At 65.1% G+C, this 16,459-nt stretch carries 15 protein-coding genes; 7 read left to right on the forward strand and 8 right to left on the reverse strand.

Annotated elements, in window-relative coordinates; genetic code table 11:
• Nucleotides 1-410 precede the first annotated feature (410 nt).
• The gene (gene apaG, locus BRAD285_RS31110) at nt 411-806 is read left to right on the forward strand and encodes a Co2+/Mg2+ efflux protein ApaG (protein ID WP_006615145.1); all 396 of its coding nucleotides are present in this window, start codon (nt 411-413) and stop codon (nt 804-806) included.
• 1,195 nt (nt 807-2,001) lie between these two features.
• Here apaG and BRAD285_RS31115 read toward each other — a convergent pair.
• A complete protein-coding gene (locus BRAD285_RS31115) occupies nt 2,002-2,997 on the reverse strand; it encodes an Hsp33 family molecular chaperone (protein ID WP_006615144.1) in 996 nt (331 codons plus the stop codon).
• A 116-nt stretch (nt 2,998-3,113) separates the two neighbouring features.
• Between BRAD285_RS31115 and BRAD285_RS31120 the strand changes: the two genes are divergently transcribed.
• The 3 genes from BRAD285_RS31120 (at nt 3,114) to BRAD285_RS36735 (ending at nt 4,661) form a co-directional block, all read left to right on the forward strand.
• Nucleotides 3,114-3,500 (forward strand): endonuclease domain-containing protein, encoded by a 387-nt coding sequence (locus BRAD285_RS31120; protein ID WP_035648671.1) that lies wholly within the window; start codon nt 3,114-3,116, stop codon nt 3,498-3,500.
• 166 nt (nt 3,501-3,666) lie between these two features.
• The gene (locus BRAD285_RS31125) at nt 3,667-4,473 is read left to right on the forward strand and encodes an IS5 family transposase (RefSeq protein ID WP_087877692.1); all 807 of its coding nucleotides are present in this window, start codon (nt 3,667-3,669) and stop codon (nt 4,471-4,473) included.
• 8 nt (nt 4,474-4,481) lie between these two features.
• Nucleotides 4,482-4,661: a transposase gene (locus tag BRAD285_RS36735; protein WP_371507735.1), complete on the forward strand. Its 180-nt coding sequence runs from the start codon at nt 4,482-4,484 to the stop codon at nt 4,659-4,661.
• Nucleotides 4,662-4,856: 195 nt separating this feature from the next.
• Here the strand turns inward: BRAD285_RS36735 and argF are convergent, their stop codons facing one another.
• Nucleotides 4,857-5,783: an ornithine carbamoyltransferase gene (gene argF, locus BRAD285_RS31135; RefSeq protein ID WP_006615311.1), complete on the reverse strand. Its 927-nt coding sequence runs from the start codon at nt 5,781-5,783 to the stop codon at nt 4,857-4,859.
• Nucleotides 5,784-5,791: 8 nt separating this feature from the next.
• A complete protein-coding gene (locus BRAD285_RS31140; protein WP_006615310.1) occupies nt 5,792-7,003 on the reverse strand; it encodes an aspartate aminotransferase family protein in 1,212 nt (403 codons plus the stop codon).
• Nucleotides 7,004-7,475: 472 nt separating this feature from the next.
• On the opposite strand from BRAD285_RS31140, the gene BRAD285_RS31145 reads away from it, so the two are divergent.
• The gene (locus tag BRAD285_RS31145) at nt 7,476-7,994 is read left to right on the forward strand and encodes a GcrA family cell cycle regulator (RefSeq protein WP_035648800.1); all 519 of its coding nucleotides are present in this window, start codon (nt 7,476-7,478) and stop codon (nt 7,992-7,994) included.
• Between the two features lie 64 nt (nt 7,995-8,058).
• On the opposite strand, the gene BRAD285_RS31150 is transcribed toward BRAD285_RS31145, so the two are convergent.
• The 4 genes from BRAD285_RS31150 to BRAD285_RS31165 all read right to left on the reverse strand — a co-directional run bounded on the left by BRAD285_RS31150 (nt 8,059) and on the right by BRAD285_RS31165 (nt 12,608).
• The gene (locus BRAD285_RS31150) at nt 8,059-9,366 is read right to left on the reverse strand and encodes an ATP-binding protein (RefSeq protein ID WP_006615308.1); all 1,308 of its coding nucleotides are present in this window, start codon (nt 9,364-9,366) and stop codon (nt 8,059-8,061) included.
• A gap of 28 nt (nt 9,367-9,394) precedes the next feature.
• Nucleotides 9,395-10,450, reverse strand: coding sequence for a lysylphosphatidylglycerol synthase domain-containing protein (locus BRAD285_RS31155; protein WP_006615307.1), 1,056 nt, complete (start codon nt 10,448-10,450; stop codon nt 9,395-9,397).
• A 455-nt stretch (nt 10,451-10,905) separates the two neighbouring features.
• On the reverse strand, nt 10,906-11,211 hold the full coding sequence (locus tag BRAD285_RS31160; protein WP_006615306.1) for a hypothetical protein: 306 nt from the start codon (nt 11,209-11,211) through the stop codon (nt 10,906-10,908).
• A gap of 2 nt (nt 11,212-11,213) precedes the next feature.
• Nucleotides 11,214-12,608: an OmpA family protein gene (locus BRAD285_RS31165; protein ID WP_006615305.1), complete on the reverse strand. Its 1,395-nt coding sequence runs from the start codon at nt 12,606-12,608 to the stop codon at nt 11,214-11,216.
• 165 nt (nt 12,609-12,773) lie between these two features.
• On the opposite strand from BRAD285_RS31165, the gene BRAD285_RS31170 reads away from it, so the two are divergent.
• Nucleotides 12,774-13,832: a polysaccharide deacetylase family protein gene (locus BRAD285_RS31170; RefSeq protein ID WP_006615304.1), complete on the forward strand. Its 1,059-nt coding sequence runs from the start codon at nt 12,774-12,776 to the stop codon at nt 13,830-13,832.
• Nucleotides 13,833-13,840: 8 nt separating this feature from the next.
• Here BRAD285_RS31170 and BRAD285_RS31175 read toward each other — a convergent pair whose 3' ends face one another.
• Nucleotides 13,841-15,124: a hypothetical protein gene (locus BRAD285_RS31175; protein ID WP_035648798.1), complete on the reverse strand. Its 1,284-nt coding sequence runs from the start codon at nt 15,122-15,124 to the stop codon at nt 13,841-13,843.
• Nucleotides 15,125-15,331: 207 nt separating this feature from the next.
• On the opposite strand from BRAD285_RS31175, the gene BRAD285_RS31180 reads away from it, so the two are divergent.
• Complete coding sequence (locus tag BRAD285_RS31180; protein ID WP_006615302.1) at nt 15,332-16,141, forward strand: SDR family oxidoreductase; 810 nt, start codon at nt 15,332-15,334, stop codon at nt 16,139-16,141.
• The last annotated feature ends 318 nt before the right edge of the window (nt 16,142-16,459 follow it).

Below are 16,459 nucleotides of genomic sequence, written 5' to 3' on the forward strand. Positions count from 1 at the left end.
CAGCAGAGGGAATGTAGGGCTGCGCAATTTTTGCGCAAGCGATGAAGGACTTATCAGCAGAGCCGTGCCCAGTTTTTGGCGCATGGCCCAGACGTTTGGTCCAAGAGGTCGAGCAAGAGTTCAGCAAGCGTTAGAGCCAGAGGTTGGTTCACAGGCCTGGCCAACAGCTCGGTCGAGCGCCGGACCAGGAACTCCACCATCGCGCAACCGGAGGCGACTGCGTCATGCCAACAGGACCGCGCCGCCACCGCATGCCCTGCGACCATGCGCTGTCCCATTCCGCGAGCCGTCAAACGGAGGTTGCAGAGCAAGTGCAGAGTCCGCGATTTTGGTGCCATAATCCGGAACTGTGTTGAAACCACGATGGCGTTACGATTGGTTCCGCGACAAGTTTCCGCTACAATGCATCCATGTACCGCGCCGTGACTCGCCACATCGAAGTGACCGTTGAACCGAACTTCCTGCCAGAGAAGTCGTCGGTCGCGGATGGTCGCTGGTTCTGGTCCTATACGGTGGTCATCACTAACACCGGCAAGGAGACCGTGCAGCTGCGCAGCCGGCACTGGATCATCACCGACGGCGCCGGCCGGCAGCAGGAGGTCCGCGGCGAGGGGGTGGTCGGCGAGCAGCCGGTGCTCGCCCCAGGCGAGCGCTTCGAATACACCTCCGGCGTCCCGCTCACCACGGCGTCGGGCTTCATGTCCGGCTCCTACCAGATGGAGACCGCCGGCGGGGAGCAGTTCGACATCGCGGTGCCCGCGTTCTCGCTGGACGGCCCTGACGGCGGCAAGCGGGTGCTGAATTAGTCTGGCGGGCATTTGGTTCGATCGGCGCACCATCGTGCATTTGATTGGCCGAATGCTGCTCTCGCGTTTCACTCGCTCGCTCTCTTCCGGCCTGCCGTACCTGTCGACGACATCCACCGCTGTCGTCCCGGGCAAGCGTCCGGCAACGCGCCAGCGTTGGCGGATGCGCCGACCCGGGATCCATAACCACAGGATCCGGTTTGGCGATGACTGGAGCGGCGACCTTGTCTTGCCGCCACCGCCGGTGGTTATGGGTCCCGGCTCAAGGCCGGGACGACACCCTGGGTGTCGAACCAGGGTGCGTCACCCCTGATATGCGCATGAGCTGAGAGTCCAAGATCACGCCAAGCATCTTCGTTCTCGCCACGCATCCTGCGCCCGAGCTTTGTCCATTCATCCGCCCTCCAACAGAGGGCGCAGGGAAGGCCAGGCCTCGGCTGAGGCCTGCGGCCCGCCTGCGAGAAAAAATGCAGGCGGCAGGTACCACAGGTTCAGCCGGACAGACCCGGCCCTCCCTGCGCGATCGGTTTTAACGGCTGCTTCGCGTTCTCCCTGGTGCGCCGGGCTTGTTGGCCACCATCCCCACGCGAAGCCAAGGCCTCAACGTGAGTTGATATCAGCGTCGGGATATCAGGACCGCGCGACTTGACCGTACGTGCATCGCCGTTCGTCCGCGCGATGTGACTCACGCTGCGTCGACACACGCCCATCGCATCCCGCTGCCAACGTCTCGTGACGGTCGCGACACGCCCCTCATGCGGCAGCAGGGACGCGCGGAAATGTGCGCCTGATTTGCCCGACGGCACAAGCTGTTTGTTGCCGCGACAGAGTAGCGCGACGGGTAAAGTGGTCAGGAACAGTGACGTCAGGTGAACTAATCGAGATGGCGCACCGGACCGTAGGGTGGGCAAAGGCGCCCGGAAAATCGAGGTCCAGGCACGCGATGTATGGCGCCGTGCCCACCGTCCGCAATCACTGCGCGCCCATGGTGAGCACGCAATTTACTGTTCCCCGCGGGTGCAGGAAATCGCTTTGCCCGACCTACGAACCTTACACTGCCGTCATCGCGAGGAGCGAAGCGACGACGCGATCCAGAGCCATGGTAACGACTCTGGATCGCGTCGCTGCGCTCGCGATGACGTGGACAGAGTTCGTTCTGCCACTCGGCTCCGAATTGCGGAGCTAGCTTGAGAGCTCAATTCTCCGTCACGCCCGCTTCGTGCGGCGTGAACTCATAGACCGAGGAGCAGAACTCGCAGGTGACGACGACCTTGTCGTCCTTGACCATGTCGGCGCGGTCCTCGGGGGAGAAGCTCTTCAGCATGTTGGCGACCGCATCGCGCGAGCAGGAGCAGCGCGCCTGCAAGGGCACGAGGTCGAATACGCGCACGCCGCGTTCGTGGAAGAGACGATACAGCAGCCGCTCGCCAGAGAGCGCGGGATCGATCAGTTCGACGTCCTCGACGGTCGCGACCAGCGACTGGCCCTCGACCCAGGCCTCGTCCTCCTCGACCTCGTGCAATTCGGTGCCTTCGGGCGCATCGCCGGGATGCAGGTCGGCTTGGCGCAGGCGCTCGGGCGCTTGCGGCAGGAATTGCGTCAGCAGGCCGCCGGCGCGCCAGCGGTGCTTGCCGCCGCTCCATTCCTCGCCGACTGCGAGGCGCACGCGGGTCGGGATCTGCTCGGAGCGCAGGAAGTATTCGTGGGCGGCCTCCTCCAGGCTGCCGCCGGTCAGCGCGACCAGGCCCTGGTAGCGGCTCATGTCGGGGCCCTGGTCGATGGTCATCGCCAGATGGCCCTTGCCGAGCAGGCCGCCGGAGTCCTTGGCTTCGCCCAGGCGCGCCTCGTCGTAACGCGCATAGGCGCGCAGCCGGTCGGGGGCCTGGAAGTCGACCACCAGGAACGACACCGGACCGTCGGTCTGGGTCTGCAGGATGAAGCGGCCGTCGAACTTCAGCGAGGAGCCGAGCAGCGTCGTCAGCACGATGGCCTCGCCGAGCAGTTTTCCGACCGGCGCGGGATAAGCGTGCTTGGTGAGGATGTCGTCGAGCGCCGGCCCCATCCGGGTGAGCCGCCCGCGCAGATCGAGCGCCGCAACCTCGAACGGCAGCACGGCGTCGTCGACCGGCACGGCGGAGGGAGCGCGGCTGGTGTCGAGGTTGATATTGATGTCGGGGGGATTGGCTGTCATGGGGCGTATTTGGGGATCGAGCGCGGAAAGTGAAGGGGTTTGTGGAACTAGCGTATATGGCGGGGTCCGTATACCTTTGCTTGCGAGGATCAGCCCGCGTTGGAAGGGGTGGGTTCATGCCGTCGACACCGCATCATCGACCGACTGGCAAGCGCATCCGCAACTTTGCCAGGGCGATGCGCCGGACGCCGACGGATGCTGAAGCAGCGATGTGGCGCCTGCTGCGCGACCGGCGGCTTTCGAAATTCAAGTTTCGGCGGCAGGTGCCGTTTCGGAACTACATCCTCGACTTCGTCTGCTTCGAGCAGCGGCTGGTGATCGAAATCGATGGAAGTCAGCACGCTGATGCGCGCAGTGATCGGACGAGAGACGAGGTGCTCGCTAGCGAGGGCTTCAGAGTTATGCGGTATTGGAACAACGACGTACTTCAGCGCCGGACCGCCGTGCTCGAGGATATTTTCGCAAAGCTGAGCGTGCTCACAGAGCCCCCTCACCGAACATGATCTCCTCCCCGGTATCCGGCTCATAATCGAACTAACTCGATCCACTTACGACAATCGAGCGATAAGTCACGGCAGTGCTCATGATTGTGCCCTCTCCCACAAGGAGGGCTTTGCGCAATTGCAGCTTCGTGATTCGATGATTTTATCGTGAGTCGGGGCGAAAATCATGGTCGAGCGCAATGTCGGACAGATGAGCCTGGCGGACAGCTTGGTTCGTAAGTCGCGAAGCAGCATCCTGGACGAAGTCGGCGCTGTGGTGGACTGGGCGCCGTTGCGGTCGCTGCTCGGCGAGCGAGGTGGCGACGGCGCTGGTAACAGCAGCTATCCGGCGGAGGTCCTGCTGCGGTGTTTGCTCGCCGGAATCTGGCACAATTTGTCCGATCCGGCGCTGGAAGCTGCCATTGCGGACCGTCTGTCGTTCCGTCGCTTTGTCGGCCTCAGCCTGCACGACCGCACGCCGGATCACACCACGCTGTGGCGGTTCAGGCAGGAACTTGCCAAGGATGGACTGATTGAGAAGATATTCGAGGAGATCAACCGTCAGTTCGAAGCCAAGCATCTGATCTTGAAGCAGGGCACCCTCGTGGATGCCTCATTGATTCCGGCTCGTGCGAGACCGCCTCGAAAAGCGTCCAAAGAGCGAGAGGAGACCCCGCCAAAGCCCTCTGTCGACCCCGATGCGAAGTGGGGAAAGAAAGGCAAAAAGAGCGTGTACGGCTACAAGATCCACACCGGCGTGGATGCGGGTCACACGATCATTCGCCGCATTCATATGACGGATGCCTCGGTCACGGACACCAAGCCCGCGGATCGGCTCTTCTGCGGTGACGAGAAAGCGGTTTATGGCGATCAGGCTTACTACACCCATCGCCGGCATGCGCGCCTGAAGAAGACTGGCATCAAGGACCGTTTGATGCACCGGGCGAACAAGCATCACGCACTTACAGCCCGGCAAAGCAGCGCAATAAATTGATCGCAAAGGTGCGCGCAGAGGTTGAAAGACCCTATGCGGTTCTCAAGGAACAATATGGTCTGCGGCGCATGCGCTTCTTCAATTACACGCGCAACAAGGTCCAGGTTGTTCTTGCTTGCTGTGCCTACAATCTACGTCGCGTCGCGGGTATCCTATCCTCACCACGGGAGAGGCATGCCTGCGGATGAAAAATCATGGGGATGGGCACGCAGAATGCCGCCATAGCAGCCGGTCTCGGCCAAACGACAGAGGCCGACCGCCTTCAAAAAAGCCCACGAGGCTAGATCAGCCTCAATCACCTCTTTGCGCAAAGCCCTCACAAGGGGAGAGGGTACACCGCTTCCTGGGCTTCGGGCTTCTTCCCACTACGGCGATGTTAACGCCTAAGCCCGTTCTCCAAAACACCACGCCAGAATGCCCTTCTGGGCGTGCAGGCGGTTTTCGGCTTCGTCGAAGACGACCGACTGCGGGCCGTCGATCACCTCGTCGGTGACTTCCTCGCCGCGATGCGCCGGCAGGCAGTGCATGAAGAGGGCCTCGGGCTTGGCCAGCGACATCAGCTTGGAGTTGACCTGATAGGGCTTGAGCAGGTTGTGGCGGTGCTCGCCGTCCTTGTCGCCCATCGACACCCAGGTGTCGGTGATGACGCAATCGGCGTTCTTCACCGCGAGTTCCGGGTCGTGCCCGAGATGGATGTCGGCGCGGGTGGCGCGGATGAAATCCTTCATCGGCTTGCCCGGCGAGAGCTGCGGCGGGGTGGCGACGTTGAGGCGGAACTTGAAGCGCTCGGCGGCGTGGGCCCAGGAGGCCAGCACATTGTTGTCGTCGCCGGTCCAGGCCACGGTGCGGCCCTCGATCGAGCCGCGATGCTCCTCGAAGGTCATCACGTCGGCCATCACCTGGCAGGGATGCGAGCGCCGCGTCAGGCCGTTGATGACCGGCACGGTGGCGTGGGCGGCGAGCTCGAGCAGCGCCTCGTGGCTCAAGATGCGGATCATGATCGCATCGACATAGCGCGACAGCACGCGCGCGGTGTCGGCGATGGTCTCGCCGCGGCCGAGCTGCATCTCGGCGCCGGTCAGCATGATCGCCTCGCCGCCGAGCTGGCGCATGCCGACATCGAACGACACCCGCGTGCGCGTCGACGGCTTGTCGAAGATCATCGCCAGCACCTTGCCTTCGAGCGGCTTCCTCGCCGGCTCGTTGGCCTTCAGCGTCTTCTTCATCCGGCTGGACAGCGCCAGCATGTTGCGCAGCTCCTCGACCGGCATCTCGGTGAGATCGAGGAAGTGACGCGGCGTGTTGCCCATGGTCCTGCTCATGATGCGGTCGCCTGCTTGGCAGGACCGCCCGACAGCGCCGTGCAGGCGCGATCGAGCATCTCGACCGATTGTTCGATTTCGGATTCATTGACGATCAAAGGCGGCAGGAAGCGCACGACGTTGTCGCCGGCGCCGACCGTCAGCAGCTTCTGATCGCGCAACGCGGCAACAAGATCACCGGACGGCACCACCGCCTTGATGCCGATCAACAGGCCCTCTCCGCGGATCTCCGAGATGACATCGGGATGACGGTCGACGACGGCGGCGAGCTTCTGCTTCAGCAGCAGCGACATCTTGCGAACGTGATCGAAGAAGCCGGGCGCCAGCATCACGTCGAGCACGGCATTCGCCGCGGACACCGCGAGCGGATTGCCGCCGAAGGTCGAGCCGTGCGAGCCCGGCGTCATGCCGGAGGCGGCCTCGGCGGTGGCGAGCACCGCGCCGATCGGGAAGCCGCCGCCGAGCGCCTTGGCGAGCGACATGACATCGGGAGTGACGCCGAGCCAGCGATGCGCGAACAAATCGCCGGTGCGGCCCATGCCGGTCTGCACCTCGTCGACGACGAGCAGCAGGCCATTGTCGTCGCAGAGCTGGCGCAGCGCCTTGTAGAAGGACAGCGGCGCGGTGCGCACGCCGCCCTCGCCCTGCACCGGCTCGATCAGGATGCCGGCGGTGTGCGGGCCGATCGCCTTCTTCACCGCTTCGAGGTCGCCGAGCGGAACCTGATCGAAGCCGTCCATCGGCGGGCCGAAGCCGTCGAGATATTTCGCAGACCCCGTGGCGGCGAGCGTCGCCAGCGTGCGGCCGTGGAACGCGCCTTCGAACGTAATGATACGGTAGCGTTCAGGATGGCCCTTCGCCGCGTGATATTTGCGCGTGATCTTGATCGCGCCTTCCATCGCCTCGGCGCCGGAATTGGCGAAGAACACGTAGTCGGCGAAGCTCTGCTCGCACAGCCGCGTGGCGAGACGTTCGCCGTCCGGGCTCTTGAACAGGTTCGACATGTGCCACAGCTTGGTGGCCTGCTCCTGCAGCGCCTTCACCAGATGCGGATGCGCATGGCCGAGCGAATTGACGGCGACGCCGGAGGTGAAGTCGAGATAGCGATCACCATTGGTCGCGATCAGCCACGCGCCTTCGCCGCGCTCGAACGACAGATCGACCCGGGCGAATACGGGGAGAAGATGCGTAGCAGCAACACTTGTCATGGCGATCACATGAGCTGACGGGTGGCCGAAACACGCGCCATGCGATGCCATCGCGCATCAGGGACCCCACCCTGGAAAACAAAATGTGCCGCCTTTTCAAGGCGGCACGTGCACCTATTGTATGCGGGCGGCGGTGGGAGTCAACTACGCGTCGTCTGATCGGTGGGCGCCGGTCCGTGAGATCACGGGCGCATGACATAGCTCAAAACATGCAACACGGAACCGCGGAATGTGTGGACGGTGACCACCGACTCTTGCGCGAGAGTCACGCCATATTGTAGCGTTTTCAGCGTCGAGTACGACATCTCGTGCGGCAGTTCTGATCCCTCTAGGAGTTCTCCAGTTTGCGTAACGTCCGGGTGCTTCACGCGCTCCCGGCGAGGGATAAGGGATTCTGCCGTCAGGGGTTTTTGAGACAGATATCGCAGCGCCGTCCCAGAATTGGCCGGCGCAACGCGAAGGGAAAGGTTCGATGACGGTATTGACCTGGTCCGACGATCGCGTCGAGCAGTTGAAAAAGCTCTGGGAGGCCGGACTGTCGGCCAGCCAGATCGCCGCGGAACTCGGAAACGTGACGCGCAACGCCGTGATCGGCAAGGTGCACCGGCTGGGTCTGTCCGGCCGCGCCAAGAGCCCGGCGACAGCAGCTCCGCGCCAGCGCAAGGCGACCGCCCGTCCCGCACAGCCGATGATGCGGGTGGCGCGTCCGGTGGCGCGCGGCAACACCGCGCTCGCACAGGTTTTCGAGGTCGAGGCGGAGCCCGATCCGGTTGCATTCGACAATGTCGTGCCGATGAACCAGCGGCTGTCGCTGCTGGAGCTGAACGAGGCGACCTGCCACTGGCCGGTCGGCGATCCCTCGAGCCCGGACTTCTTCTTCTGCGGCGGCAAGGCGCTGTCCGGCCTGCCCTATTGCGCGCAGCATTCGCGCGTCGCCTATCAGCCCGCGGCCGACCGTCGCCGCCAGCCCGCGAAGTCGACGTCGCGCTGAGCGCGCTTAACTCATAACCAGGATGATGGCCCGGCTCACGCCGGGCCTTTTGCATTTTAAGAGATCAGGAGCCGCGCGCGGACCTGGACTGCGGGAAGCACGCGGTGAAGGATGCGCCGTTGCGCGGCACGCTCTCGATCAAGAGCCGGCCGCGGTGGCGGTTGAGGATGTGCTTCACCAGGGACAGGCCGAGGCCGGTGCCACCTTGGGCGCGGCTGTCGCCGACATCGACGCGATAGAACCGCTCGGTGAGCCGCGGCAGATGCTCGGGCGCGATGCCCGGGCCGAAGTCACGCACCTTCACCCGGACCTCCGGCGCGTTGTCGGCGGAGACGGCCTGCTCCAGCGACACGATCACGCGGCCGCCCGAGGCGCCGTATTTGAGCGCGTTCTCGATCAGGTTCTCGAACACGCGCAGCAGCTCCTCGCGGTCGCCGGCGATCGTCACCGGGGCTTCGGGAAGAGCGGTCTCGATCACCACCTGGCGCTCCCTGGCCAGCGACTCCAGTCCGTCGGTGACCTGGCGGATGATGGCGACGACGTCGACCATGCTATGCGGCTGGACATGCGCCGACAATTCCACCCGCGATAGTGACAGGAGATCGTCGATCAGCCGCGCCATGCGCGTCGCCTGAATGTGCATGATGCCGAGGAAGCGCTCGCGCGCCTTCGGATCGTCCTTGGCCGGGCCCTGCAGAGTATCGATGAAGCCGGAAAGCGCGGCGAGCGGTGTGCGCAGCTCGTGGCTGGCATTGGCGACGAAATCGGCGCGCATCTCCTCGACCCGGCGCAGCGGCGTCAGGTCGTGGAAGGTCATCAGCATGCATTTGTCGGTGCTGCCGAACGCGGTCGGCACCGGCACGGGCACGATGACCAATTCCATCCAGCGGTCGACCGGAACGTGGTCATGATAGCTGGCGCGCCTGATCTCGGTGGTGGCGATGGCCTCGCGCAGCGCGGTGATGATCTCCGGCGTGCGCAGCGCAAACTGCGCGAGCTCGCCCTTGCGCAGCGCCGGCGCGAGCTCCGCCGCGGCGGCATTGAGGTAGATGACGCGGCCGGCGCGGTCGAGCAGCACGGCCGGATCGGGGATGCCCTCGATGACGGCGCTGACCGCGGGCGACTCCACCGGATTGGTGAGCCGCTCTTCCTCGCGCTTGGCCACGGCGCTGTGCAGCCGCCACGGCACCAGGGCGGCGCCGGCGATGCACAGGAACACGACGAGCGCGCGCAGCGGCAGCAGCTCGTCGAGCAGCACCAGGCCCGCCAGCGCCAGCGCGGCGGCCAGCAGGATGATGGCGGAATGCCGCAGCCGGTCCGGCCACGGCGTGAAGATGGTCATCGGGGGTTGGGAAGGAGCGTCGAGCGCCATTGCGTCCTAATTGGCTCCCGTTGTCGCGTCAGGCACCGGAATCGCTGCGTTTCCTCACAAAAGCGGCCTCGCGCGGAGGGCCGGGATCGAGGCTGAGCGCCGCCTGGCGCAGCCGTTTCGACCGCGCGCTGATGATGACCTCACGAAACGTCAGCAAGATTACAGAAATGAGAAACGGCGCCAAATAATACAGGATCCGGAACAGCAGCATTCCGGCCAGCAGCTCCTCGCGGTCCATCTGCCAGAGGCCGACCAGCATCGCGGCGTCGAACACGCCGAGCCCGCCCGGCGAATGGCTGGCGAAGCCGAGCAGGGTCGCCGAGACGAAGATCACGGCGACGACCACGAAGCCGAGATTGGGCTCGTCCGGCACCAGCACGTACATCGCGAGCGCGCAGAAGCCGAGATCGACGATGCCGATCACGATCTGCAAGAGCGTCAGCGGACCGCCCGGCAGCACCACCGTCCACGGCCCGCGGCCGACCACGCGCGGCTTGGTCCAGACCCAGGCGACATAGCCCATCAGCCCGACGAGGATCGCGATCGCGGCCATGCGGTTGACCCAGGGCGGCAGCTGGTCGATCGAGGCCGCGGCCTCAGGATGATAGCTGATGCCGAGGCCGAGCACGGCGGCGTTGCCGAGCCAGAACGTCAGTCCGGCGAGAAAGCAGATCTTGGCGACGTCGATCGCGTTCAGCCCATGGGCCGAATAGATCCGGTAGCGCACCGCGCCGCCGGTGAACACGCTGGCGCCGACATTGTGGCCGATCGAATAGCTGGTGAAGGCAGCCAGTGCATTGACGCGGTAGGGCACGTGGTCGTGGCCGATCGCGCGCACGGCGAACAGATCGTAGAAGGTCAGCGTGAAATAGCCGGCGGCGACGAACAACGCGGCGAGCGCGATCTGGTGCGGCTCCGTGCTCTTGATGGCTTCCAGAACCTCGTAGGTGTCGATGCCGCGCAGCATGTGGTAGAGGACGTAGCAGGCAACCGCGATGACGGCGATGCTGATCAGCACGCCGAGCTTGTGCAGCACTTGCTTCTCGCGCAGGAACGTGGCCGCTCCGCGTATGGCTTCAAGCATCGACACCTCTCACCGTGATCCGATCACGACGGCCGGGAACAGGGCGCCCTGGAGGTCGCCACGTCATGTGCGCAACCAACGCCCTCGTAGCGCGTTTCGGCGCATTGGGGAACACGGGGCGTCTGAACAAAAGCGTACACATGGATATACTTAGCAGGCTTCGCGGAAATGCGATGCACCGTTTTGCCGCACATCGGGCAAGATACGGAGCAGACGATGCGGCTGACGGGAAGTCCCGTTCAGCCTGCGTACGCCGGGTTAAACTTCGGTGAGGAGCGGCCGTCGCGGCGCAGCGTCCTGGACGCGGGAAGGACATGGTTAAACGATAATCGTCCGTCGCCGCTTTGACAGGCTCCGGCCGCGTCAAACCTTCGTGTGTCCAGACGGCAACGATGCTGCACGCCCCGCCGGGGCGAGCGCATGCGGCGATTGCGAAAGGATCGCAGGAGGCCGCGTCAGGCCGCCGAGCGCTGCCGCATGCTGCGCGTGACCACCAGGGCGCGCAGCCAGGTGCCGATGGCGCAGCCGACCAGATAGGGCACGAACATCACCAGCAGCAGCTCGAGCCAGTAGCCGGCGCGGCCCGGGATCAGGCTGGTCACGGCGGCGGCGACCAGCCCGGCGGCCAGCGCGGCCAGCAGCCAGGTCAGCCAGCCGGAGACACGGGGCGCGCGGTGCACCACGGCGACCCAGCCCATGGCGAGCCCGATGGCGAAGGCGCCGGCCAGCCAGCCCCCGTGAAAGGCAATGAAATAGGCCATGCTCACCTCACCACGAATTCGATGCGCCGGTTCTGCGCCCGGCCGTCAGCGGTGTCGTTGGCGGCGATCGGCTGGGTGCTGCCATAGCCGATCGCGCTGAACCGGTCGGCCGGCAGCCCGGCCTTGACCAGATAATCCACCACGGCCTGGGCGCGCTTCTGCGACAGCACCTGATTGGCCGCCGAGTCGCCCTCGGCATCGGTGTGGCCGATGATCTCGACGTTAGCCGTGGGGCAGCGGAAGGCGATCTCGGCCAGGCGGTCGAGCAGCCCGGTGGAGTCGCGATCGAGATCGCTGCGGTTGGTCTCGAAGCGGATCTTGGCCTTGGCCAGCACGTCCGAGAACAGTTGCTGGCACACCGTCGGATCCACCGGGGCGGCCGCCGGCTTGACCGTGATGTCGGCCTTCACCTGCCATCCCTGCGGGACCTCCTTGGCCAGCCCGGTTCGGATCTGGGCGGCGGCCCCGTCATAGAGCGCGTCGCCGGAAATCTTGATGTCGCGGTCCGACACCACCAGCGTGCCGGTCGACAGCCGCGACAGCGCCCCCAGCGCCGGCACCACCGCGTTGACGAAATTGGCCGGCGCGCCGACGCTGTTCTTGAGATTGTCGACGACCTTCTCGCTGAAGAATTTGCGCGAGGACGAACCGACCACGACGGCGTGGATGTTCTCGTCCGGCACGTTGCCGGCGAGCGTCACGGTGACCGCGACCGGGTCCTTATAGGCCTGGAAGATGTAAGGCGGCGCCTTGACCTCATTGCTGGCGACCTTGAAGCCCTCCGGCAGCTTGGCCAAGGCAGTTGCGATCGCCTCGCGGCCGCCGAGCTCGCGCGCCATGCCCGTCAGCGTGACCTCGCCGTCGGAGAGCGTGAACTTGCCGTCCTTGAGCTTGCCGACCTGGCCGATCAAGAGCAGCGCCGCCTCCTCGAAGCGCTGGGGCGCGCCGCGGGCGAGGCCCATCTGGTCCGCCACCTCGACGCCCGGAAGCGCCGCCCGCGTCGCCTCGACCAGCCGCCCCCTGAGCGCCGGCAGCGGCGCATTGCCACCCAATGTCACCCGGACGACGTCGCGCTCGGCCGACCACACGAACGGCTTGGCCTCGGGCACCAGCCGCGTCTGGTCATTGACGAGCCGCACGCCGTCCACCGCATCGACAGCCGCCACGGCGTCGCGCCGGCCGGCCTCCGAGAACGCGTCCGCGCGTACCGAGACGTCGCGTCCGTCGACCGTGATGCTGGTCCTGTCGAGCACGGCGCCCTTGAGTGCGGCCGAACTGCGGCCGGCAAGATCAGTCTCGAGCGGAACGGTGCTGGTCCAGGCGGCAAAGCCCCAAAGCACGATCAGCGGGATGACGCCAGGCCACCATTTGCCGCTCCACCTGAAAAGTCCACGCATTCGTCATCCGTCGCATCGAGGAAGCAGAGAGAAAACAAACCCTTGCAGGCCTGTCAAACCGGAAATGAACGCACCCCGCACGGACCATTGCGGCCGCAGGCTAAGGTTTTCTTCAATCATTCATCGGTAACCTTGTCCCGACGTCCACCGGGCCGCTTATTTCAGATGAGGCGATTTCGCAAAACCTTTATCCGCGCCGGCCTGGAAGCGCTGTATCTCAGCGGCGCTCATGTCTGGCTGCGACCAATATTCTCAGGCGTCGGCGCGATCTACACGCTGCATCACGTGCGGCCACGTCGCGACGCCTGCTTCCAGCCCAATTGTCATCTGGAAGTCACGCCCGACTTCCTGCGCGAGATGCTGTCGCATCTGCGCGATCATGACATCGAGATCATCACGCTCGACGAGATGCATCATCGACTGGTGGAGCGCAACTTCACGCGCCGCTTCGCCTGCTTCACCTTCGACGACGGCTATCGCGACAATCGCGACTTCGCACTTCCTGTCATGCGTGAATTTGACGCGCCGTTCACGATCTACGTCACCAGCGATTTCGCGTCGGGCCGTGGCCGGCTGTGGTGGGTTGCGCTCGAGCTGATCGTGGCGAAAGCGGACATGATCGAAGTCCAGATCGGCGGCCTCGCCCTGCGGCTCGACGCGTCGAGCCCGGCAGCCAAATGCGTGACGTTCCAGCGCCTGCACGACTGGCTGCGGTCGCTGCCCGGCGAGCACGATATCCAGCGTGAGATCAGCGCGCTGTGTGCGCGTCATGGGATCGACGAGGCGTCGATCTGCCCGGAGCTCTGCATGTCCTGGGATGAGCTGCGGGCGCTCTCGGCCGAGCCGCTGCTCACGATCGGCGCGCATTCGATCAGCCACTGCAATCTCGCCAAGCAGACCGAGGAGACGGCGCGCCACGAGATCGTCGAGAGCCGCGCGCAGATCGAGACCGAGCTGCAGCGCCCGGTGCTGCACATGGCCTATCCCTATGGCGATCGCGCCGCGGCGTCCCAGCGCGAGTTCGTCCTGGCGGCGGCGAGCGGCTACAAGACGGCGGTCACGACGCGTCCGGGCATGGTCTTCGCCGAGAGCGCCGAGCATCTCACCGCGCTGTCACGTGTCTCGCTCAACGGTCATTACCAGGACGCCCGCGTGCTGCCGGTGCTGACCTCGGGCGCCGCGACCGCGATGTGGAACGGTTTCCGCCGCATCGACGCCGCGTGATCAGCTGATCAGCCGGCCATCGCTTGCAGACGTGTCCACGCCTCGGCATCGGGGAAACCCAGCGCGCGAAAGCGTGGCGGATACAGATGCGGCACGGGCGCGAACAGGCCGCCGACGATGACCATCGCGTCGGACCATGGGACGTGGATCACGTCGCCCTGCTTGGGCAAGGCCAGTCCCGTCGTCGGATCGATCACCTGGCGGACGAAGGCCAGCCTGTCGGCCCGCGGCAACAACGTTCCATACGTGCCGGATCCCAGGGTCGCGATGCTGAACATCGCCGCACCGTCATTCGCCCGATACAGCTGCAGGTCGGCGACATGGACATCCTGGCCGTAGACCTGGTGGTAGTGATCGAGCAGTTGCTTCTGCGCAGCGTAATCGGCCGCGAGTTGCCGTTGAATGATCTCACGATAGCGACGGTCTAACGCGGCTTCTGCAAACGTCGCCTCCGCCCAGCGCTCGCCATCCCATTGCAGCAGCGACACCGTGCAGAAGTGCGGCGTCTGCGTGGCTCCGGCGGCGATCTCGAGCAGCCGCACGACGCCTGCTCGGTCGTTCGATCCGGTGACGTAGACGACGTTGCGGCCGGGCACGGCGAGCACCGGCGTGCCGTCGACCGGCGGCAGCGCATAATCCTCCCCCGGCGACAACAGCAGCAGCGCCGACTGATAGTCGGCGAGGTTCACGCAGCCAAATACGCCATCGCCCAGCGGCTCGAACACCGGCTGCGGCATGCTCGCCCGGAAATTGGTCATGGCCTGCTGCAGCGCGCGATCCAACGGGAGGTCTGCCGCTGCGAGCTCACTGCCCTTGATCAACGACATGCTGTCGGGCCGGTCTCGAATGGCGCAGACGACGAGATCAGCCGCGAACGGCAGGAAGGCCGCAGCCTGGCTGTCATCGGCGCGACCGCCGGCGATCCAATCGCGGATCATCATGTCGCTCACCAGGACCCGGGAGCGGATTCCCGGCATCAGCTCGTCTGCGAGACTTTCGGACGAGATCGGGTCATGGCGGTGCGTCTCGATCAGCGAGCGCACGAAACGGGCGATTAATTCCTTCTGACGGGATGGCGCGCGGTGCTGCCACTCGAGGAACGTGTTGTCGATGAAGGCCGTGACCTGCGAGCCGTCTTGCAGCGCGACGACAAAGCTGCGGCGGGCGGGATCGTAGCTCTGCACCACGAGAGCCTGCCGCGCGAACTCGGCCAGCAATGTCCGCACGAACTCGGTCGAAGGATCATCGGCCGAGGACTCTCGCACCAGACGCTTCTTGATCCACCCGAACATCACGCCACCGACTCAATCACGCGATCATCGTGCCGACGATATCACGACGATGCGCGTGGTGACAAAGCCGCCGACGCTTGGTGCGCTCACGCGTGGCCCGAACCGTGTGGCACGTCGCCTCGCCAAGCGGTCACTGCCGACGTCCCCGTCGCTTGACTTGTCCGACCCGGCCACCCAGAACGGGTGACAACAACAGGAGGAAACCTCATGCTGAAGAACCTGTTTTCACTCGAGGGCCGCATCGCGCTCGTCACTGGCGGCTCGCGCGGCATCGGCAAGATGATCGCGGCCGGCCTGCTCGCGCAAGGCGCGGCGCGGGTCTACATCACCGCCCGCAAGGCCGGTCCCTGCGAGGAGACGGCCAAGCAGCTGTCGGCGGAGTATGGCGGCGAATGCATCGCGCTGCCGATCGACATCTCGACCATGGCCGGGATCGACATGCTCGCGGCCGAGATCAAGAAGCGCGAGCCCAAGCTCGACATCCTCGTCAACAATGCGGGCGCCGCCTGGGGCGCCGACTTCGACGAATTCCCGGAGAGCGGCTGGGACAAGGTGATGAACCTCAACCTCAAGACGCCGTTCTTCCTCACCAAGGCGCTGGCAGTGCCATTGCGCGCGGCCGCGAGCGCCGAGCGGCCGGCCAAGGTGATCAACATCGCCTCGATCGACGGCATCTTCGTCAACCCGCTGGAGACGTATTCCTATGCGGCGAGCAAGTCCGGCCTGATCCATCTGACGCGGCGCATGGCGGCGAAGCTGATCAAGGACCACATCGTGGTCACGGCGATCGCGCCGGGTCCGTTCAAGTCCGACATGAACAAGGCCGCCCGCGACAATGCCGACGAGGTCGCGACGCGCGTGCCCGCGGGACGCATCGGCACCGACGAGGACATGGCGGGCACGGCGATCTTCCTCGCGTCACGCGCGGGGGACTATGTGGTGGGGAATACGATCGCCGTGGATGGCGGCATCGTGTACGCGAACCCCGGCATTCCGGGCGCAGGCTGGGATAGCTGAGGCCGAGCGTTAGCGACACGAAAGGTGCGCTCCCTTTCCCGTTCTTCACGGGGAGAGGGTCGGGGTGAGGGGCAGCGGAACGGGTGGTGCATCTCATCCGCAGCGAGATCGCCGGACTCCAACTCGTCTTCAGCGCGCTTACTATCAGGGCGACACCGGCGTGCCCGTCCGATGGACCACGACCTGAGCCGCTTATGTGCCATGCCCCTCACCCGGATTGCTGCGCAATCCGACCTCTCCCGCAAAGGGCGGGGAGAGGTTTGGAGAGGCCGGCGCTTGGAGCTAGCGAATAGCGAATAGCGAATAGCGAATAGCGAA

Source organism: Bradyrhizobium sp. ORS 285 (assembly GCF_900176205.1).
Lineage (GTDB): Bacteria > Pseudomonadota > Alphaproteobacteria > Rhizobiales > Xanthobacteraceae > Bradyrhizobium.